The 18,807-nt window shown below is 70.4% G+C and carries 21 protein-coding genes, 2 tRNA genes and 1 pseudogene; 12 read left to right on the top strand and 12 right to left on the bottom strand.

What is annotated here, in order from left to right; all coding sequences use genetic code 11:
* Nucleotides 1-185: 185 nt before the first annotated feature.
* Together N8J89_RS06910 and N8J89_RS06905 are read left to right on the top strand one after the other, a co-directional pair.
* Nucleotides 186-782, top strand: a complete 597-nt coding sequence (locus N8J89_RS06910; protein ID WP_283663513.1) for a hypothetical protein — start codon at nt 186-188, stop codon at nt 780-782.
* 13 nt (nt 783-795) lie between these two features.
* Entirely contained in the window at nt 796-1,386 is a 591-nt protein-coding gene (locus tag N8J89_RS06905; protein WP_283663512.1) for a response regulator transcription factor, read from the top strand.
* 141 nt (nt 1,387-1,527) lie between these two features.
* Here the strand turns inward: N8J89_RS06905 and N8J89_RS06900 are convergent.
* Nucleotides 1,528-1,601, bottom strand: a tRNA-Pro gene (locus N8J89_RS06900).
* A gap of 71 nt (nt 1,602-1,672) precedes the next feature.
* On the opposite strand from N8J89_RS06900, the gene N8J89_RS06895 reads away from it, so the two are divergent.
* The 4 genes and pseudogenes from N8J89_RS06895 (at nt 1,673) to N8J89_RS06880 (ending at nt 3,039) form a co-directional block, all read left to right on the top strand.
* Nucleotides 1,673-1,746, top strand: a tRNA-Gly gene (locus tag N8J89_RS06895).
* A gap of 170 nt (nt 1,747-1,916) precedes the next feature.
* Nucleotides 1,917-2,099: pseudogene (locus tag N8J89_RS06890) on the top strand (TetR family transcriptional regulator); the annotation flags it as partial.
* Nucleotides 2,100-2,183: 84 nt separating this feature from the next.
* Complete coding sequence (locus N8J89_RS06885) at nt 2,184-2,561, top strand: hypothetical protein (RefSeq protein WP_283666386.1); 378 nt, start codon at nt 2,184-2,186, stop codon at nt 2,559-2,561.
* Nucleotides 2,545-3,039: a nuclear transport factor 2 family protein gene (locus N8J89_RS06880; protein ID WP_283663511.1), complete on the top strand. Its 495-nt coding sequence runs from the start codon at nt 2,545-2,547 to the stop codon at nt 3,037-3,039. The genes N8J89_RS06885 and N8J89_RS06880 overlap by 17 nt, the downstream gene beginning before the upstream one ends.
* Here the strand turns inward: N8J89_RS06880 and N8J89_RS06875 are convergent.
* The 3 genes from N8J89_RS06875 to ybiA form a co-directional block, all read right to left on the bottom strand.
* Complete coding sequence (locus N8J89_RS06875) at nt 3,036-4,418, bottom strand: YDG/SRA domain-containing protein (RefSeq protein ID WP_283663510.1); 1,383 nt, start codon at nt 4,416-4,418, stop codon at nt 3,036-3,038. The two genes, N8J89_RS06880 and N8J89_RS06875, sit on opposite strands and share 4 nt — an antisense overlap.
* A gap of 93 nt (nt 4,419-4,511) precedes the next feature.
* Nucleotides 4,512-5,180 (bottom strand): lysophospholipid acyltransferase family protein, encoded by a 669-nt coding sequence (locus N8J89_RS06870; protein WP_252486564.1) that lies wholly within the window; start codon nt 5,178-5,180, stop codon nt 4,512-4,514.
* A gap of 72 nt (nt 5,181-5,252) precedes the next feature.
* Complete coding sequence (gene ybiA / locus N8J89_RS06865; protein WP_283663509.1) at nt 5,253-5,765, bottom strand: riboflavin biosynthesis intermediates N-glycosidase; 513 nt, start codon at nt 5,763-5,765, stop codon at nt 5,253-5,255.
* Between the two features lie 73 nt (nt 5,766-5,838).
* Here ybiA and N8J89_RS06860 point away from each other — a divergent pair, with 73 nt between their 5' ends.
* On the top strand, nt 5,839-6,414 hold the full coding sequence (locus N8J89_RS06860) for a suppressor of fused domain protein (RefSeq protein WP_283663508.1): 576 nt from the start codon (nt 5,839-5,841) through the stop codon (nt 6,412-6,414).
* Between the two features lie 415 nt (nt 6,415-6,829).
* Here the strand turns inward: N8J89_RS06860 and N8J89_RS06855 are convergent, their stop codons facing one another.
* Complete coding sequence (locus N8J89_RS06855; protein ID WP_283663507.1) at nt 6,830-7,534, bottom strand: maleylpyruvate isomerase family mycothiol-dependent enzyme; 705 nt, start codon at nt 7,532-7,534, stop codon at nt 6,830-6,832.
* Between the two features lie 58 nt (nt 7,535-7,592).
* Between N8J89_RS06855 and N8J89_RS06850 the strand changes: the two genes are divergently transcribed.
* Nucleotides 7,593-8,798, top strand: coding sequence for a GNAT family N-acetyltransferase (locus N8J89_RS06850; protein ID WP_283663506.1), 1,206 nt, complete (start codon nt 7,593-7,595; stop codon nt 8,796-8,798).
* Nucleotides 8,799-8,901: 103 nt separating this feature from the next.
* Nucleotides 8,902-9,639, top strand: coding sequence for a hypothetical protein (locus tag N8J89_RS06845; RefSeq protein ID WP_283663505.1), 738 nt, complete (start codon nt 8,902-8,904; stop codon nt 9,637-9,639).
* Here the strand turns inward: N8J89_RS06845 and N8J89_RS06840 are convergent, their stop codons facing one another.
* Genes N8J89_RS06840 through N8J89_RS06830 form a run of 3 tightly spaced genes read right to left on the bottom strand, consistent with a single transcriptional unit; the run spans nt 9,640 to nt 11,297 of the window.
* Entirely contained in the window at nt 9,640-10,446 is an 807-nt protein-coding gene (locus tag N8J89_RS06840) for an Fpg/Nei family DNA glycosylase (protein ID WP_283663504.1), read from the bottom strand.
* An 18-nt stretch (nt 10,447-10,464) separates the two neighbouring features.
* Nucleotides 10,465-10,806: a hypothetical protein gene (locus N8J89_RS06835; RefSeq protein ID WP_283663503.1), complete on the bottom strand. Its 342-nt coding sequence runs from the start codon at nt 10,804-10,806 to the stop codon at nt 10,465-10,467.
* 17 nt (nt 10,807-10,823) lie between these two features.
* Entirely contained in the window at nt 10,824-11,297 is a 474-nt protein-coding gene (locus N8J89_RS06830; RefSeq protein ID WP_283663502.1) for a ribose-5-phosphate isomerase, read from the bottom strand.
* A 66-nt stretch (nt 11,298-11,363) separates the two neighbouring features.
* Between N8J89_RS06830 and N8J89_RS06825 the strand changes: the two genes are divergently transcribed.
* The 3 genes from N8J89_RS06825 (at nt 11,364) to N8J89_RS06815 (ending at nt 14,124) form a co-directional block, all read left to right on the top strand.
* Nucleotides 11,364-12,125 carry a 2-phosphosulfolactate phosphatase gene (locus tag N8J89_RS06825; RefSeq protein ID WP_283663501.1) on the top strand — a complete coding sequence of 254 codons (762 nt, stop codon included), beginning with the start codon at nt 11,364-11,366 and terminating at the stop codon, nt 12,123-12,125.
* Between the two features lie 13 nt (nt 12,126-12,138).
* Nucleotides 12,139-12,954 (top strand): MBL fold metallo-hydrolase, encoded by an 816-nt coding sequence (locus N8J89_RS06820; protein WP_283663500.1) that lies wholly within the window; start codon nt 12,139-12,141, stop codon nt 12,952-12,954.
* 180 nt (nt 12,955-13,134) lie between these two features.
* Nucleotides 13,135-14,124: a hypothetical protein gene (locus N8J89_RS06815; RefSeq protein ID WP_283663499.1), complete on the top strand. Its 990-nt coding sequence runs from the start codon at nt 13,135-13,137 to the stop codon at nt 14,122-14,124.
* A 72-nt stretch (nt 14,125-14,196) separates the two neighbouring features.
* On the opposite strand, the gene N8J89_RS06810 is transcribed toward N8J89_RS06815, so the two are convergent.
* The 4 genes from N8J89_RS06810 to N8J89_RS06795 form a co-directional block, all read right to left on the bottom strand.
* Nucleotides 14,197-14,400 carry a cold-shock protein gene (locus N8J89_RS06810; RefSeq protein ID WP_185002108.1) on the bottom strand — a complete coding sequence of 68 codons (204 nt, stop codon included), beginning with the start codon at nt 14,398-14,400 and terminating at the stop codon, nt 14,197-14,199.
* A gap of 237 nt (nt 14,401-14,637) precedes the next feature.
* On the bottom strand, nt 14,638-16,011 hold the full coding sequence (locus N8J89_RS06805; RefSeq protein ID WP_283663498.1) for an L-serine ammonia-lyase: 1,374 nt from the start codon (nt 16,009-16,011) through the stop codon (nt 14,638-14,640).
* Between the two features lie 85 nt (nt 16,012-16,096).
* A complete protein-coding gene (locus N8J89_RS06800) occupies nt 16,097-17,470 on the bottom strand; it encodes an aldehyde dehydrogenase family protein (RefSeq protein WP_283663497.1) in 1,374 nt (457 codons plus the stop codon).
* A 595-nt stretch (nt 17,471-18,065) separates the two neighbouring features.
* Nucleotides 18,066-18,680: a mycothiol-dependent nitroreductase Rv2466c family protein gene (locus N8J89_RS06795; protein WP_283663496.1), complete on the bottom strand. Its 615-nt coding sequence runs from the start codon at nt 18,678-18,680 to the stop codon at nt 18,066-18,068.
* Between the last annotated feature and the right edge of the window lie 127 nt (nt 18,681-18,807).

Here is an 18,807-nt window from a genome sequence, read left to right as displayed (position 1 = left end):
CGGCGAGTCTAAGCGCACCCGCCGAGTACTTCGGTCGCGGGTGCGCCAACACCCCGCGAACCAGCCGCTCAGCGTGATCGAGCGCTGACCCCGCGTCGCCGGAACCGTTGTGCCCGAACCCCTGCTTGCCTACGCTCAGTTTCGGATCATCCCGCCGCCGGTCCGTTCAGGGAGAGGGCGAGTCGATGACGAGATCCCGTTGGCGGCAAGGACTTCCGGCACTGCTCACCGGGCTGCTCCTACTGGCGGCCTGCGGCGACGGCCAACCAGCTCACCCAGCGCACGCGCACGGCGGCCCGACCAGCGCCGCGAGCGGCCCGCGCGCCGGCTCGGCCGCCCTCGGCGAGCCGATGCCCTCGATGACCGCGCTGATCGACTGGATGAAGCAGAAGACCGGCGCCTGCACGGACGCCAGAACTGTCAGCAAGGCGGAGCTGCCCGGCTACCTCGGCGAGGTGCGCGCCCTGCGGTACGAGCCGTTCATCGCCGAGTGGGCCACCTGCGCGGTGCCGGAACACGCCAAGATCGGCCTGGTGCTGCTCAAACCTGACAAGATCAAGTCCATGCAGGAGTTCTGGCTGCGCGGCCTGCGCGAGGGCACCATCACGGAGAACCCGGACTTCGGCTTCGGCAACGGCTTCGCGGTCACCTCAGCCGAGTTCGGCTCGGAGAAGCTCGGCCTCCGCCACCTGTGGTGCAAACCGATGGCGGGCGTGCAAGCGGACACCTTCCCCGCCGACGCCGAAGGCTGCGTCTTCGCCGCCCTGCCCGGCCACCACTGAGCCCCGCCCCCCCATGCCGCCGCCCCTGCGCATCCTGATCGCCGACGACCACCCCCTGTTCCGCATCGGCCTGCGCGACCTGCTCCGCGGCGACGGCCACGAGATAGTCGGCCTGGCCGCCGACGGCTTCGAAGCGGTCCGCCTGGCCGCCGAGACAGCCCCCCACCTGGTCCTGATGGACCTGGCCATGCCCGTCATGGACGGCTACGAGGCCACCACCAAGATCCTGGCCAGGGACCCCAGCATCCGCGTGGTCGTGCTCACCGTCTCCGAAGACCAAGAGGCCATCCTCAAGTCCATCAAGGCAGGCGCCACCGGCTACCTACTCAAAGGCGCGGGCCCCACAGAACTAAGAGCAGCCATCGACCAGGCCTGCACCGGCGAACCCCTAACAGCCCCAGCCCCACCCCACGAGCTAACAGACCGAGAACACGAACTCCTACGCCTACTGGCAAAACGCCTGGACACCACGACAATCGCCGAACGCTTGCTGGTGAGCCCCAAGACAGTCCGCAACACCATCAGCAGACTCCAGAACAAGCTGGACCTACCAGACCGACACGCCCTGATCCGCTACGGCGTAAGACTGGGCCTGGACGACTAACCACACATACCCACACACGCAACCGGGCTGGTTCAGCACCAACCGCACCGTGGGGTCCGGGGGCTCGGCCCCCGGGTAAACGCTACGACGACCTCCCCAAGGCCCACGTTCTCCGTGGGCATGGGGAGGCCAGAGGTCGAGTCGGGATGACAGGATTTGAACCTGCGACCCTCCGCTCCCAAAGCGGATGCGCTACCAAGCTGCGCCACATCCCGGGGTACCGCGTGCAGACCATACCGTGCGACCCGCTACCCTTACACCGGAGCCCAGGCAACCGGGCTCCAACGCGGGCGTAGCTCAATGGTAGAGCCCTAGTCTTCCAAACTAGCTACGCGGGTTCGATTCCCGTCGCCCGCTCCACGCCGCACGCCCCGTGGTCGCGCTTTGCGCTTCCCCGGGGCGTTTCGCCATTTCAGCGGGGGCCGAGCCCCCGCGCCCCCACGCCGGCGGGCTTCGCCCCCGGACCCCCTTCTGCTCGCTTCGCGTCGCTACCTGACGGGGGTTAGGTTTTGCTGTACGGTACCTAACTGATGTCAGGTAACGGGTCTCGTAAGCGTCTTAGCCCTGCTGAGCGGCGGGGGGTGATTCTTCGGGCTGCTGGTGGGGTGTTTGCGGCTCGGGGGTTTGTGGGGGCCTCTATGCGGGAGGTGGCTGCGGCTTCGGGGGTTACCACGCCGGTGTTGTACGACCACTTTGCTGACAAGGATGCGTTGTACCGGGCGGTGATCGAGGAGCATGCCGCTGAGCTGAACCTTGCTTGGGGGGCTCCGCCTGGCTCGTTGTCGCCGGAGGGGTTGGTGCGGCACACGTTGTCGCTGATCTTCGGGTGGATCGAGCGCAATGAGGTGGGGTGGCGGTTGTTGTTCGGCGAACCGCCCGCTGATCCGGCTGTCGCGCCTGCCCACCAGCGTGGTCAGGACGACGCGTCGGCGGCGCTGACCGCGCTGCTGCACCGGATTCCGCACCTCGGCCTGCCGCCAGGACTGTCCCGCGAGCAGGGCGCGGCTGCCTTGGCGGAGGCGACCAAGTGGACGGTGAACGCGATGGCGTCCTGGTGGCTGCGGAATCCGGAGGTCACCCGGCCGCAGATCGAGGCGCTGACCGCGGACCTGATCTGGCGCGGACTGCACGGACTGACCACTACCGAGGGGAACCACGATGAGCACGACAACTGAGCGCTACCGCACCGCCGGTGAGGCCGGAGACCTGACGGGAGTGCTGGCGACCCTGGCCGAGGACGTGGTGCTGCACTCGCCACTGACGATGCGGGTGCGGTTCGAGGGCAAGGCCGAGGTGCGCGCGGTGCTGACCGTGGCCCTGCGGGAGCTGAAGGGGCTGCGGTACCGGTCTGACGTGGGTGACGAGCGGACGCGGGTGCTGGTGCACACGGCGACCGTGGGTGGGCAGGAGCTGGAGGAGACGGCGCGGGTCGAACTGAACGCGGAGGGGCTGATCTCCGCGATCACGCTGTCGGTGCGGCCACTGCCGGGGCTGACGGCGCTGATGGCGGCCTTCGCGGGACCGATCGCGCGCGAACTGGGCAAGCCGCGCTGGGTGGTCCTGGCACTGACCCTGGCCAGCAAGCCGCTGGCGCTGCTGACCAGGGTCGGGGACCGGCAGCTGGTGCCGCTGGCGACCCCGGACCGGGGCTAGCTGATGGCACGGTTGCGGAAGTAGTTGCGGTGCCAAGCCAGGTATTCCACCTCGATATTGTGCCCGGCGACCGTCACCAGCGTGCCCATTTCTTTGCCGGTTATCTCGTTAACGATCGTCAGGTCATCCTCAATAAGGACGGCACCGCGATCAAACAGGGCATGGTGGTTCGGGCACAGACAGAGGGTGTTCTCCGGCACGTCCGGACCGTCAAATGGGGTGCCCAGCGGCTTGATGTGCGCCGTCTCCGCATAATAGGAATTGGGCACTTCTAGCCGCAAGCCGCAGATCTGACACCTACTGCCGTGCTTCTTCTTGACCCACTTGACCACCTTGATGGATCGGTCAATCTTGCTGCTGAGCTGCGACTTGCGCCCTGGCTTCGCCGCACCAGGCGGTGCAGTCAGGGCAGTCTTCTCCGCCTTGGCTACCGCCTCAGCCAGCGGAACCTCGATACCAGAGAGGATATACTTGACCATCTTGTAGCGCCACACAAGAAAGCCAGACTTACCCTTTTCGGACCAGTATGCCGCCACACGATAGAGGCCGTCGTATCGATACCCCGAGTCCGGAGAAAACCGAGGATCTCCCTTGTAGCCGCGAATAACCCGAACGGGCTCTTCTTCCTCGCAGCTGTTTGCCAACGCCTTATTGCCAAGAGTTAGCGTCTGGTCTGCAATCTGCTTCTTTCCTTCGTTGCCGCCTTGACCTGTGTAGATAATGACGTCACCTAGGTCCTCGTCATCCTCGTAACCACCACTGACGACGATGGACTGGGCGCACTCAGACTGCTTGCCGCAGATGCCTGCCTGACGTTGGCGGTGCACGTGGGCGTAGAAGGCTGCGTCCCGATCGACGAAGTGGGTACCCACCGGGGCCCAGGGCACCTCACCAAAGCGATCGAAGGTGAGGTCGCCCAACTGCACGGCGGCCAGCAGTGCCTCGGTGTCTTCGCCGGGGAAGTAGCGGTCGATGATCTTGCGGGCGAACGCGTTGCGCCGGCCGTGCTCTGTGGCCAGAATGCGGTACACCGGCGCGGTCAGACCGCCAGACGGCTTGTTGCGCGTCAGCCACCTCGCCACCCCGGAACTGTGCGCCGCTGGCACCGCTTCGCTGTGTCCGTCCAACTCCCAGAACGCGGTGTGTGCCAGCGCAACAAAGGGATACTCCGGACTCGCCTTCGCGCCGGGGCGACCGAACTTGTCGAGCAGGTCGGTCAGCTCCGCTCGGACCGACTGCCACGAGGTCATCCGTGCCGCGCCGCGGGCCGCCCTGCCAGCCGCCCACAACAACAAAAGCGGCTGGTGGCGCGCAGGTTGTCCTGATGCGGTGTTGACCCGCAATGTGTCCAGCAGTCGAACAACGTCCAACCCCGCCACGGCCAGCCCTCCCTGCTGTCGCACGTGGCGAAGACACTACCGAGAAGTGCCGAGCAGAGCGGAAAAATTCAGCCCAAGCGGGAAAGAAGCGGATCAGGCGGCGGCTGGGGGCTTCTCGTAGCGGTCGACGTACTCCTGGCCCGAGAGTTCCATGATCTGGTACATGATCTCGTCGGTCACCGAGCGCAGGATCGGCAGGGACTCGTTCATCCCGTCGTACCGGTTGAACTCCAGCGGCTTGCCGAAGTGGATGGTGACCGGGCGGATGCGGGGGATCTTCTTGCCGACGGGCTGGAGGCGGTCGGTGCCGATCAGGCCGACCGGGATGACCGGGGCGCCGCTGGTGAGGGCGAGGCGGGCGACGCCGACGTGGCCGCGGTGCAGCTGGCCGTCGCGGGAGCGGGTGCCCTCGGGGTAGATGCCGAAGGCGCCGCCTGCCTGCAGGACCTCCAGGGCGGTGTCCAGGGCCTGGCCGGCGGCTCGGCCCTTGCCGCGTTCGACCGGGATCTGGCCGAGGGCGGTGAAGACCCAGCGCATGATGGCGCCCTTGACGCCCTTGCCGGTGAAGTACTCGGCCTTGGCCAGGAAGGCGACCTGGCGGGGGACGACCAGGGGGAGCATCAGGCTGTCGGCGAAGGACAGGTGGTTCGCGGCCAGGATGAACGCGCCCTTCTTGGGCAGGTTGTCCAGCCCGATCACCGTGGGGCGCCACACCAACCGGACCAGCCGACCCAGTAGCCGCTTGAGCAACCTGTACAGCACCGAACCTCCTCGACACGCCTGCCCACTGAGCCTACGTCCTCAGGTGACCGGCGTTCGACGGCGCGGTGACGACTACGCGGCGGCGCGCAGGCGGTCGCGCACCGCCATCAGGGCGAAGCCGAGCAGGTTCTCCCCCGGCCACTGCGCGGGGTCGGCGGCCCTCGGGTCGTCAGCGGCCAGGCCGATGCCCCAGACCGGGTCGAGCGGGCTGGCCTCGACCAGGACCCGGTCGCCGGTGGCGAGCAGGTAGGCGCCGAGGTCGGGGTGCTGGGTGAACTTGAGCAGGTTGCCCGCGACCACGATGTCGAACCGGCGGGCGGCCCAGGTAGCCGAGTCGAAGGAGCGGACCTGGCGGCCGAGGGTCTTGGCCTCGCCGGGGTTGTCGGCGGCCAGGATCTTGGCCGCGGTGTCCTGGTCCTCGAACAGCAGCGCCTTGTGGAACATCATGTAGTGCTCGGCGCTGCGCAGCCGCAGGCCGTCGTCGTCCAGCTCGGCTGGCCACCACTGGCTCAGGCAGCCCTTGCCGACGCTCCCGTCGGGCTCCGGCCGGTGGCCCCAGAACAGCAGCAGATCGGCCTTGGTCATGGCGGAGATCCTGCCACCGGTTCACGCCTCTGCCCCACAGACAGCCACCGCTGGCCGGGGCAGACTCCGCCTGGTGCAGCTGATCCGACACCTGGAGCGCCACCTCGGCCCGCCGGAACACGAGTGGGACACCGACGACACCGGCACTCCGATGCCGTTCCGGATCGTGCGGTTCGGCCCGGACCGGCCCTTCGGCGGGGTGCGCACGCACGCCACCATCGGCCTGTCCGCACACCGGCTGGACCTGCCCGGCGGCTGGGTGTGGCAGGAGCTGGTCATGCACACCAGGGACGGGGAACTGCAGGAGTTCGTGCCCGCGCTGCTGGACCAGGTCGGGGCCGAACTGCTGGGCGCCGGCGCGGGGCTGGCGCGGGGGCAGGTGATCGGGCCTAGGGGGCAGATCTTCCCGGTCGACGAGCTGACCGCGTTCTACGCGGCGTTACCGGTCTATCTGCCGGACGAGTTCCGGACGGTGACGGTGGGCGAGCGGCCGGTGCAGCTGACCTGGCTGATCCCGATCACCAGCAGCGAGGCGGAGTTCGCGCAGCGTGTCGGCTGGGCGCAGTTGGAGAAGGCATTCGAGAACGAGGACCCGGATCTCACCGATTTCCACCGGCGGGGTGTTTCGGCGGCTCGCCAGTTCGAATAGCGGGAATGGTGAAAGCCGCGCTGGTGTCCCGTTACCGGGGAGTTACACCAGCACGGCGTCCTGCTACCTAGCCACCTGTGGTGACGTCCACTCCTTCGAGCTAGCGCTTCTCGGGGGATTTGTTCGGTTTTTCCGTGCGGGTCGCGGGCCGCACAGGCCGTTAGTTAACCGGGAATTCCGGCGGCTGTCGCTTCCCGATCGAGTGAGAACGCGAACACGCCTCGTAGTCGACCGATACCGACCGCAACGGTGACAAGCAGTGATATCGATCTTGCCACCATCTGGTCGTCGCAACCTTCTCGGGTGATAACTTAGAGTCACGAGTTGTTCCACTGAACGGGTGGTCACGCGAAGCCCGGTCGGGCAGGGCGGCACCCGGCAACCGGCGGAAACTCACCTGGTTGGCGCAGCGCGATCAGGTGACGGCGGCGACCGCGGACCGGAGCGCGGCCACCGCGGCCGGGTCGCCCTCGACGGTCAGCCCGGCCGCATCGCCCCGGCCCCACAGCCACAGGTCCAGTGCACTGGCCGGGCCGCGCAGCACCGCCTCCGGCTCGGCGCCGTCGCAGAAGTCGACCACCGAGGGGTTCAGCCCGATCGTCCACTCCCGGCCCGGAACCTCGAGCCGCACAACGTGTTCGCCGCTGACAGCCGGCGGCTGGCGAGCGCCCAGCCACAGCGTGAGCACCTCGTCCACCCCGTCCGCGGCCAGCTCGGCAGGCACCGGGGTGACCGCGCCCAGCGCGGACTCGGCGTCCACCCGGTGGATCACCGCCTCGTGCGCCATCCGCCGGATCCAGAACCCCATCGTGCGGTCCCACGGGCACCAGGTCGGGTACGGGCGGCTGGCCTGGCCGGGGTCGAGCAGCTCCAGCAGGGTGGCCGAGGCGGTGGCGAAGGCGTCCGGCGCGGCCGCCGGGACCGGTCTCGGCGGGTGCCTGCGGCCGGTGCGGATCCAGTCCGCGACCAGCGCGAACACCGAGGCCAGGTGCGCGGTGAGCGCGTCGGCGGTCCAGCCTGGGCAGGTGGGCACCGGCGCGTCCGGTCCGGCCGAGGTCACGGCGGCCTGGAACTCAGCCACCGCGGTGCCCAGTGCCGTGTGCAGTGCTTCGGGGCGCATCAGCCCACCCTGCCCAAATCCGTTCGCGCCCGTCCACAACCTGCGGTAGCAACGGGGCATGACCTCAACGCTGACGGTCCGCCCGCTCACCGCCTCGACCCTGTCCGAGCACCTCGACATCTGCCGCACCGCCTTCTACGGCGAGCCCGACGATCCCGCCCGCGAGGCCCAGCTCCGGATGTGGGACCCGGCCCGCTTCCGGGGGGCCTTCGACGGCGCGGAGCTGATCGGCGGCGGCGGCATCTGGCCGAGGCGGATGACGCTGCCGGGCACCGGCGCGCACTCCTTCGCCGGGGTCACCATGGTCGCGGTCGCGCCTGGGCAGCGCAGGCGGGGCGCTCTCACCGGGGTGATGCGCTCGCTGCTGCACGACCTGCACGCCGAGGGCGGCGACCCGTTCGCCGCGCTGTGGGCCTCCGAGGGCGGCATCTACGGCCGGTACGGCTACGGGGTCGCGGTGGAGCGCCTGGAGATCGAGATCGACAAGGGCGCCAGGTTCCTGCCTACCGTGGACACCGGGACCGACCGGGTGCGCGAGGTGTCCAGGGAGGTCGCCGAACCGCTCATGCGCGAGCTGCACGCCAAGGTGGCCGCGCAGACCCCGGGCTGGCTGGAGCGGGACACCGACGCCTGGCACTACCGGCTGCTCGACGGGACGCAGCAGCGCAACGGCCGCCAGGCCTTCCGGTTCGCGGTGCACCCCGAGGGCTACGCGCTGTTCCGGATGCACCAGCGCCAGGTGCTCGCGGTGGAGGTGCACGAGCTGGTCACCACCGGCCCGGTCGGCTACGCCGCGCTCTGGCGGCACCTGCTCGACGCGGACCTGGCCGGCCTGGCCGACTACTGGTGCGCCGCGCCGGACGACCCGCTGCCGCACCTGCTGGCCGACCCGCGCGCGGTCCGGCGCGGGCGCTGCGACGCGCTGTGGCTGCGGCTGGTCGACGTGGACCGCGCGCTGCCGCTGCGGCGCTACGCGGGGCCGCTGGAGACCGTGCTGGAGCTGACCGACGAGTTCTGCCCGTGGAACGCCGGGCGCCGGCGGCTGCGGATCGGCGCGGACGGCCACGCCGAGGTGACCCGCACCGAGGACGAGCCGGAGCTGGCGCTGAGCACGACCGAGCTGGCCTCGGCCTTCCTCGGCGGGGTACGGCTGACCGCGCTGGCCGCCGCGGGCCGGGTGCGCGAGCTGCGGCCGGGCGCGCTGGCGCCGCTGAGCCGGGCATTCCTGACAGATCCGGCGCCGCACACCATCGAGAACTTCTGAGTGCCCTGACTCACCCGGCGGTGGGGAACGGCTCGCGGGGGTAGCCCGTTGGAGAGGGTGACCGCGGGAGCCACCCGCGGCGCCCTGCTATCGGGAGGCACCCTTGAGTACGGCAATCGTGCTGTTGCTGCTCGCCGTGGTCATCGTGGGCGGGGTGCTGTACGCGTCCCGGCAGAAAGCCGCGCGGGCACAGCAGCAGCTCAACGACGAGAAGGCCGACGCGCGCCGCTGGATCGAGCGGCTGGGCGGCCAGGTGCTGAACCTGGTCGGCACCAACGAGGCGGCCCGGCAGGCGCTGGCCGACGCCTCCGGCAGCTACACCGCGGCGGGCTCGCAGATCGAGCAGGCCACCTCGGCGGCGCAGGCCCAGCTGGCCAAGCAGACCGCGATGGAGGGCCTGTACTACGTGCGGGCGGCCAGGGTCGCGATGGACATGGACCCCGGTCCCGCGCTGCCCGACCTCAACGGCCAGCGCAGCGCCGGCACGGTGTCGGAGGACCGCGAGGTCACCGTGGAGGGCCACCAGTACGCGGTGGCGCGCACGCCGAGCTCGCACACCCCGCACTACTTCCCCGGCGGCATGGTGGCCGGCAGGCCGCTGCCGCAGGGCTGGTACAGCGAACCGATCTGGAAGCCGGCCAGGGCCACCGGTTCCTGGGGCTCGGGCGCGGGCATGCTCTTCGGCGCGATGTTCGCCGGGATGGCGGGCGTGGCGATCGCCAGCATGGCCGGTGACCTCATCGGCGGCATCGGCGAGGGCCTCGGCGACATGGGCGAGAGCCTGGCCGACGGTTTCGGCGACTTCGGCGGCATGGACTTCGGCGGTGGCGACGACTGGTGATCAGTCCGGCTGGCAGCCGGGGCACCAGTAGAGGTTCCGGCTGACCAGCTCCGACATCGCCACCGGTGTGCCGCACACCAGGCAGGGCAGTCCGGCCCGGCGGTAGACGTAGACCTCGCCGCCGTGCCGGTCCACCCTGGGCGCCCGGCCGGTGGCCCCGGGCAGGTGCTCGGGGCGCACCGTGTCGATCCGGCCGGCCCGCACGCCGTCGGACATCAGCTCGACCAGGTCCGCCCAGATGGTCTCCCACTCGGCGCGGCCGAGGTCGCGGCCCGCGCGCAGCGGCGGGATGTGGTGCCGGAACAGGACTTCGGCCCGGTAGACGTTGCCGACCCCGGCCAGCACCGCCTGGTCCATCAGCAGCGCCGCGATCGAGGTCTTCGACTTGCTGATCTTCGCCCAGACGCGGTCCGGGTCGGCGTCCGCGCGCAGCGGGTCCGGGCCGAGGCGGGCGCGCAGGGCGTCGAGTTCGGTGTCCCCGAGCAGGCGGCAGGCGGTCGGGCCGCGCAGGTCGGTCCAGTGACTAGGGCCGACCAGGCGCATCCGCACCTGGCCCTGCGGTGGCTCCACCGGCAGCTCGCGCTCGCTGAACGTGCCGTACAGGCCCAGGTGCACGTGCACGGTGACATCGCCGTAGTGGTGGAACAGGTGCTTGCCGTGCGCCTCGGCCGACTCGAACACCCGCCCGTCCACCACGGCGGCCTCGGTGGCGAAGCGGCCCTGCGGGCTGGACACCTCGACCCGGTGCCCGGCGAACTGGCGGTGGTGCAGCAGGGCGAACCGGTGCAGGGTGTGGCCCTCGGGCAACTCAGCGCTCCTCGTCGGCTACTTCGGCCACCAGGCGACCACGGACTGGATCGCGTAGGCCAGCAGGCAGTAGCCACACACTACGAACCCGCGCAGCACGGCCGAGGCCCGGTCCGCGGTCTCCCGGTTCCTGAGCCCCAGCCACACCCCGGCCACCGCCGCGACCAGCACCAGGACCACCCCGGCCAGCATCATCTGCAGGCCGACGCCGAGCACGCAGTCCGGCTGCCCGCACGGCGGGTCGCCCGGCCCGGCCAGCCACGGCACCAGTGCCGCCTCGCCGAAGTAGAGGGCCAGCACGCCCAGCAGCGTGCCGAAGGTCGCGACCAGCGGAGTGGCCAGCCAGGCAGATCGACTCACCCGGCTGGCTTACCCCCTCAGGCGCTCGGCAAAGCAGGCGGCTCGCCGGTGCGCTCGTACTCGCTGAGCAGGCCGATTCGGCGGGCGTGCCGGGGCTCGGCGGAGAACTCGGTGGTCAGGAAGGCATCCACGATCGCGGTGGCCTCCTCGGTGCTGTGCATCCGCGCACCCACCCCGGCGACCAGGGCGTTGTTGTGCTGGCGGGACAGCTGGGCGGTCTGCACGCTCCAGGTCAGCGCGGCACGGCAGCCGGGGACCTTGTTCGCGGCGATCTGCTCGCCGTTGCCGGAGCCGCCGATCACCAGGCCGAGGCTGCCCTCGTCGGCGACCACCCGGCGGGCGGCCTCGACGCAGAACGGCGGGTAGTCGTCCTCGGCGTCGTAGGTGTGGGGGCCCACGTCGACCACCTCGTGACCCTGCTCGGTCAGGTGGGTGACGAGGTGGTTCTTCAGCTCGAAGCCTGCGTGGTCGGAACCAAGGTAAACGCGCACGGGCACGCAGTCTGCCAGCCCCGATATTCGCCTGACCTGGGCGGTCGGCTTTGCGAGGCTGGTCACATGACGGTCTTCGGGCAGGACGGCTTCCGGGTGCGGCTGGAGTGGGGCGGGGAGGGCGTGGCGGTGCTGGCGCCGCGGTGCGCGGTGCTGGTCGTGGTGGACGTGCTGGTGTTCACCACCACGGTGGACGTGGTGGTCGGCCGGGGCGCGCGGGTGCTGCCCTTCGCCAGCGCCGATGAGGGCGCGCAGCGGGCGGCGGAGGCGCGCGGCGCGGTGATCGCCGGGCTGGGCCTGCACACCAGCCCGGCCGGCTCGGTGGCCACCAAGGAGAAGTGGTCGCTGCGGCCCTCCTCGCTGACCGGGGTGCCCGGGGGCACGCTGCTCGGCCTGTCCTCGCCCAACGGCGGCACGCTGTGCGCGCGGGCGGCCGCGACCGGCGCCACCGTGCTGGCCGGGTGCCTGCGCAACGCGAGCGCGGTGGCGGCCAAGGCGCTGGAGCTGGCCGGGGACCGGCCGATCGGGATCATCGCCGGCGGCGAGCGCTGGCGGATCGACCCGGCCCGGCCGCTGCGGCCCTCACTGGAGGACTACCTGGGCGCGGGGGCGATCGCGCACGGGTTGCGGCACGGGCGATCCAGCGAGGCCGAGCTGGCCGCGACCGCGTTCGCCGCGGTGGCCGACCGGGTGCCGGAGCTGCTGGCAGACTCGGTGTCCGGACGAGAGCTCACCGAGGCCGGGCTGGCCGCGGACGTCGAGCTGGCCGGGGCGGTGGACAGCAGCACGGCGGCACCGGTACTGGTGGACGGGATCTTCGGCGCCTAGGGAAGGACGGGTCGTGGACGGTCGCTGGGTCGAGGTCGCCGAGGGTGTGCTGGTCCGCAGGCACACCGAGCTGGACCTCAACACCGGGCTGGTGCTGGGTGAGCAGGGTTGCCTGGTGATCGACACCAGGGGGGACGGGGTGCAGGGCGCGGAGCTGGCCGCGGCGGTCCGCGAGGTCACCCCGCTGCCCTGGCGGGTGGTGCTCACGCACGCGCACTTCGACCACAGCTTCGGCGCCTCGGCCTTCGCGCCCTGCGAGATCTGGGCGCACCACCGCTGCGGCCCCGCGCTGGCCGCGGGCGCCGAGGCGGACAAGAAGGCCTGGAGCGAGTACTACCGCGAGCAGGGCCGCCCCGAGGTGGCCGAGGCGATCCTGGCCGCCGAGCCGGTGCCGCCGACCCATCCGGTGGCCGAGCGGACCGAGCTGGACCTGGGCGGCCGGGTCGTGGAGCTGCTGCCCACTGAGCACGGGCACACCGACCACGACCTGCTGGTCTGGCTGCCCGAGGTGTCGGTGGTCTTCACCGGCGACCTGGTCGAGCAGGGCGCGCCACCGGCGTTCAAGGGGTCCTGGCCGCTGGCCTGGCCGGCCGCGGTGGAGCAGGTGCTGGCGCTCAAGCCCTCGGTGGTGGTGCCGGGGCACGGCGAGCCGGTGGACCGGGCCTTCGTGCGGGAGCAGCTGGCCGAGCTGAGCCGGGTGGCCGAGCTGTGCGCCGAGGTCAGCGCCGGTCGGCTGGATCGCGCTGCGGCCTTGCGCCGCTCCCCGTACCCTGAAGACTTCACCGCAGATGCACTCGAAAGTGTTACCAATCACTCTGGCCACGCCTAGCAGCACCAAATACTTGTGACACTGAGCCATCGGTCTGTTGCGTAAAGTCCGACAGTACCTACTCAATCGGGCTTCACCTCGCCTGGCTCGGTGAGCTGAACTATGCTCCGTGTGACAAGTGTCAAGTCAGCGTCGTAGGTGACTCCCTGTGATTACCTGCCACGTGGCGAGGAGGTGCTCGTGCACCAAGAGCCGCAGCCGACCACGACTGCGCACCGGCCGGTGTACAACGGCTCCCCCGCTCTGCCCGAACCCAGCCGTGAGCTGGCCGAAGTGCTGCAGAAGGGCCCGTTCTCCAGAGCCCTGCACCTCGCGATCGAGGCAAGCGGGCTGAGCCTGGACCGGATCCAGTACCGGCTCGCCCAGCGTGGGGTGAAGGTCAGCCTGACCACGCTGAGCTACTGGCGACACGGGCGCAGCCGCCCGGAGCGCCCGGACTCGCTGCGCGGGGTGCACATCCTCGAAGAGGTGCTGCGCCTGCCGGCGAACTCACTGATGAGCCTGCTCGGCCCGCGCCGACCGCGCGGCCGCTGGCTCTCGCACACCCCCGGCAGCCTGGACACCGAGCGCCTGTGGGAGTCCCCCGACGGCCTGACCAAGCTGCTGGAGCGGCTGGAGGTGCCCTCCACCGCGCAGCTGACCCGGCTGAGCGTGCACGACACCTACCTGCTCGGCGCGGACCGCTCGGAGAAGAGCCTGCGGGTGCGGGAGGTGGTGCGCGCCGAGGTCGACAAGGTCTCCCGGCACTTCCTCTACTACCGGGGCGACGACCCGGACCGCCCGGCGCCGCTGATCACCTCGACCCGGTACTGCCGGCTGGGCCGGGTGCGCTTCGACCCGGACAGCAACTTCATGGTGGCCGAGCTGGTGCTCGACCGGGTGCTCTCCGCCGGGGACACCACGATCATGGAGTTCGAGCTGGAGTGCCAGTCGACCACTCCCGCGCACTTCTACGACCGGCGCTTCCGGACCCCCGCCCGGGACTACGTGCTCCAGGTGCACTTCGACCCGGCGATGGTCCCGGCGCGCTGCTTCCGCTACCACCGCCAGCTGGCCAACGCGCCCGAGCAGGACGTGCAGGAGCTGTGGGTGGGCGCCTCCAACACCGCGCACTTCGTCTCGCTGGACGTCTCGCCCGGCATCTACGGCGTGCGCTGGGACTGGGACTAGCCAGTACCTGTCCGGACAAACCGCGGGCCCGCATCCCATCGGATGCGGGCCCGCGGTGCGTCGTGAACGGAATCAGATCGCGCTGACCCGGTCCGCCTGAGGACCCTTGGGGCCCTGAACGACCTCGAACTCCACGGCCTGGTTCTCTTCCAGGGACCGGTAACCGGACCCCTGGATGGCCGAGAAGTGCACGAACACGTCAGGTCCGCCGCCGTCCTGGGCGATGAAGCCAAAGCCCTTTTCCGCGTTGAACCACTTGACCTTGCCGGTTGCCATAAAACTCCTCGTCAATGCGAGCGGTACCACCAATGGCAGTGGTCCCGTCTCACCCCCGCGCCACCCACGAGCAGGCCTCGTGGACAGAGCGAGCGGCCATGACGCTACAGGGTGATGCCGTCCGGAAACAGATGGGTGGCGACAGTCGGCTACGCCCAGTTCACTTCCAGGGCATCCGCGTGCTTGCCTTCCACAGCCTCAAAACGGCCCGCCCCGGCCCCTCACCAGGGCGGCGGCTCAGCACTCGATGACGTTGACGGCCAGGCCGCCGCGCGCGGTCTCCTTGTACTTGACCTTCATGTCGGCGCCGGTCTCGCGCATGGTCTTGATCGCCTTGTCCAGCGAGACGAAGTGCGTGCCGTCGCCGCGCAGCGCCATCCGGGAGGCGGTGATGGCCTTGATCGAGGCGACCGCGTTGCGCTCGATGCACGGGATCTGCACCAGGCCGCCGATCGGGTCGCAGGTCAGGCCCAGGTTGTGCTCCAGGGCGATCTCCGCGGCGTTCTCCACCTGCTCCGGGGTGCCGCCCAGCACCTCGGTGAGGCCGGCCGCGGCCATCGAGCAGGCCGAGCCGACCTCGCCCTGGCAGCCGACCTCGGCGCCGGAGATGGAGGCGTTCTCCTTGAACAGCTGGCCGATCGCGCCCGCGGTCAGCAGGAAGCGGACCACGCCGTCGTCGTTGGCGCCCGGCACGAACCGGGCGTAGTAGTGCAGCACCGCCGGCACGATCCCGGCCGCGCCGTTGGTGGGCGCGGTGACCACCCGGCCGCCTGCCGCGTTCTCCTCGTTGACCGCCAGCGCGAACAGGGTCACCCAGTCCATCACCCGCAGCGGGTCGGTGGTGTAGTGCTCGTTGGACAGGGTCTGGAACAGCCCGGCCGCGCGGCGCTGCACCTTCAGCCCGCCGGGCAGGGTGCCCTCGCGCGCGCAGCCGCTGCGCACGCAGTCCTGGATGACCTGCCAGATGTGCAGCAGGCCGTCCCGCACCTCGGCCTCGGTGCGCCAGGCCAGCTCGTTGGCCAGCATCACGCCGCTGATCGGCAGGCCGGTCTCGATGGTGCGCTCCAGCAGCTCCACGCCGTTGCGGAACGGGAGCCGGACCGGGGTGTCGTCGACCTTGATCCGGTCGGCGCCCGCGGCGGTCTCGTCCACCACAAAACCGCCGCCGACCGAGTAGTAGGTCCGGCTGCGCAGCTCCTGCCCCGAGGCGTCCAGCGCGGCGAAGGTCATGCCGTTGGGGTGGTACGGCAACGACTTGCGCCGGTGCATGACCAGGTCGGTCCGCTCCTCGAAGGCGATCTCGTGGCTGCCCAGCAGCCGGATCCGGCGCTGCTCGCGGATGGCGGCCACCCTCGGCTCGACCGAGGCGGTGTCCACCGTCTCCGGGTCCTCGCCCTCCAGGCCGAGCAGCACCGCCTTGTCGCTGCCGTGCCCGTGGCCGGTGGCGCCCAGGGAGCCGAACAGCTCCGAGCGCACGGTCGCCGTGTCGGCCAGCAGCCCATCCGCCTTCAGGCCGTTGGCGAACGTGCATGCGGCCCGCATCGGTCCCACCGTGTGGGAGCTCGACGGCCCGATACCGATCTTGAACAGCTCAAAGACGCTAATCGCCAACTCGTCCACGCTCCGTTGAGTGGGGAGGGGGCGGCGGCCCCATCCGGTCACCTACGAGTGTGACACGAGCGGATGACTGACCCGGTTAACGCTGGATGGCCTTCAATTCGGTGAACTCCTCCAGCCCGTGCAGTCCCATCTCCCTGCCGTTGCCGGACTGCTTGTAGCCGCCGAAGGGCGCCACCGGGTTGAACGCGCCGCCGTTGACGTCCACCTGCCCGGTGCGCATCCGCCTGGCCACGGCCAGCGCGCGGTCGGCGTCGGCGGAGTAGACCGAACCGGCGAGGCCGTAGATGGAGTCGTTGGCGATGGCCACCGCGTCGTCCTCGTCGGCGTAGGGCAGCACCGCCAGCACCGGCCCGAAGATCTCCTCCTGGGCGATGACCATGTCGTTGCGCACGTTGGCGAACACGGTCGGCTGGACGTAGTAGCCGACCGGGGTGTGCGCCGGGGTCTCCGGGCCGCCCACGGCCAGCGTGGCGCCCTCGGCGATGCCCTGCCGGATGTAGCCCTGGACCCGCTCCTGCTGGGCCTTGGTGACCATCGGGCCGATCCTGGTGGCCGGGTCGGTCGGATCGCCCGGCACGTACTTGGCGGCGGCCTCGGCGAGCAGCCCCACGAACTCGTTGTGCAGCCGCGCCGGAATCAGCGCCCTGGTGCGCGCGGTGCAGGTCTGCCCGCTGTTGATGAAGCAGTGCGCGATGGCCTGCTTCGCCGCACCGGCCAGGTCCGCGTCGTCCAGGATGATGTTGGCGGACTTGCCGCCCAGCTCGAGTGAGACCCGTTTCACGGTCTCGGCCCCGACCGCGGAGATCCGCCGCCCAGCCGCGGTCGACCCGGTGAAGGAGATCATGTCCACCAGCGGGTGCGCGACGATCGCCTCCCCCACCGTCGGCCCGTACCCGTGCACCAGGTGGAAGACCCCGTCCGGCACGCCGGCCTCGCGCACGATCTCGGCGAAGACCTCGGCGGTGAGCGGAGTCACCTCACTCGGCTTGAGCACCACGGTGCACCCGGCGACCAGCGCGGGCACCACCTTCGCCACGACCTGGTGCAGCGGGTAGTTCCACGGCGTGATCGCGCCCACCACGCCGATCGGCTCGCGCAACACCAGCGAGTTGCCGATCTCCTCGCTGAAGTCGTAACCCTTGTCGACCAGGTCCACGATCCCGGTCGCCACCGACACCGGCAAACTGGCCTGCACCCTGGTGGAGAAGCTGATCGGCGACCCCATCTCCGCGGTGATCAGCTTTGCCAGCTCGTCCCGCCGCGCGGCCACTCCGGCGGAGATCCGGCGCCCGAGCTCGGCCCGCTCGGCCAGCGGGGTCGCCGCCCAGGCGGGGAAGGCGGCGTGGGCGGCGCGCACGGCGGCGTCGACGTCGGCGGCGGTGCCGGCCGGGACGGAGCCGATGACCTGTTCGGTGGCTGGGTTGATCACTTCGATGAGTTCGTTCGCCATGGGGTCAGGGTGTCATGGCGCGGGGTGGGGATCGGGGGCGCTGGGTGTCCACAAAGGACTGGAAGGGTGGCGCTGGGCGGGAGCGGGGGTGGGTGGCCGGGTCCGGTCAGGTGGCGGCTCGGCGCGGGTGCGTGTCGCGGTCTCACTAAGACGACCGGTCACATTGAGGCGGGACCAGGCCGAAGACGGACCGGACCGGCTCCTTTAAGACGACCGGTCATATTCGGCTCGCACTCAAGACGACCGGTCATATTCAGCGAGAGGGCCTCCTGAGGGCGCCCGCCAACCAACCCGGCCCTGCCCGGCCCAACCAGCCCGACCCGCCCCAGCCAGCCCTTGTCCGCCCAGCTCAGCACGGCCCCAGCCCGGCCAGTCCAACCCGGCCCGGCCAGCCAGGCCCAGTGCAGCACAGGCCAAACTCGGCGCGGGCTCAGTGCAGCGCTGAATATGACCGGTCGTCTTAAAGCTGACCGCCACGCGGCCGCCGCTTGGATCGGCACAGAGCCCAACCTCAACCCCCGCCCGGCCCCGCCTCAGCCGCAAAGGCGAAGGACCGCCCTCCAGCACGCGCCGGAAAGCGGTCCCCCGCTCAGCCTCAGGAGAAGTCCGGGTCCTCGGTCCGCGTCCGCTTCAGCTCGAAGAAGTGCGGATACCCGGCCAGCAGCCGAGCCCCGTCGAAGATCTTTCCCGCATCCTCGCCCCTCGGGATCTTCGACAGCACCGGCCCGAAGAACGCGACCCCGTCCACGTGGATGGTCGGCGTGCCCACCTCCATGCCCACCGGGTCCATGCCGGCGTGGTGGCTGGCCTTCAGCGCCTCGTCGTGGTCGGTCGAGTGGGCCGCCTCGGCGAGTTCCGCGGGCAGGCCCAGCTCGGCCAGGGCTTCCTTGATCACGCCGTCCAGGTCGTCGCCGCGGCCCTCGTTGTGGATGCGGGTGCCCAGCGCGGTGTACAGCGGGCGGAGGACGTCCTCGCCGTGGGACTTGGCGGCGGCGATGGCCACCCGGACCGGGCCCCAGCCCTTGTTCAGCAGCTCCTGGTACTCCGGGGGCACGTCGCGGCCGGAGTTGAGCACGGACAGGCTCATCACCCGGAAGTGCAAGTCGATGTCGCGGACCTGTTCGACCTCCAGGATCCACCGCGAGCTGATCCACGCCCACGGGCAGAGCGGGTCGAAGTAGAAGTCGACTCGGGGGGTCTCAGCGCTCATGACGCCTCTTTCGGTTTATGGCTGTTGACGAGCCTCGGGCAGCACGTCCTGCCTGCTACCAACCGCGCGCGGGGGCGAACTCTTCCCGGGAGCGGGAAACCGTTTCGACGTTCGTGGTTTGATGCCT

This window comes from Crossiella sp. CA-258035, from assembly GCF_030064675.1.
GTDB lineage: Bacteria > Actinomycetota > Actinomycetes > Mycobacteriales > Pseudonocardiaceae > Crossiella.
This window is presented reverse-complemented; position numbering and strand designations above follow the sequence as displayed.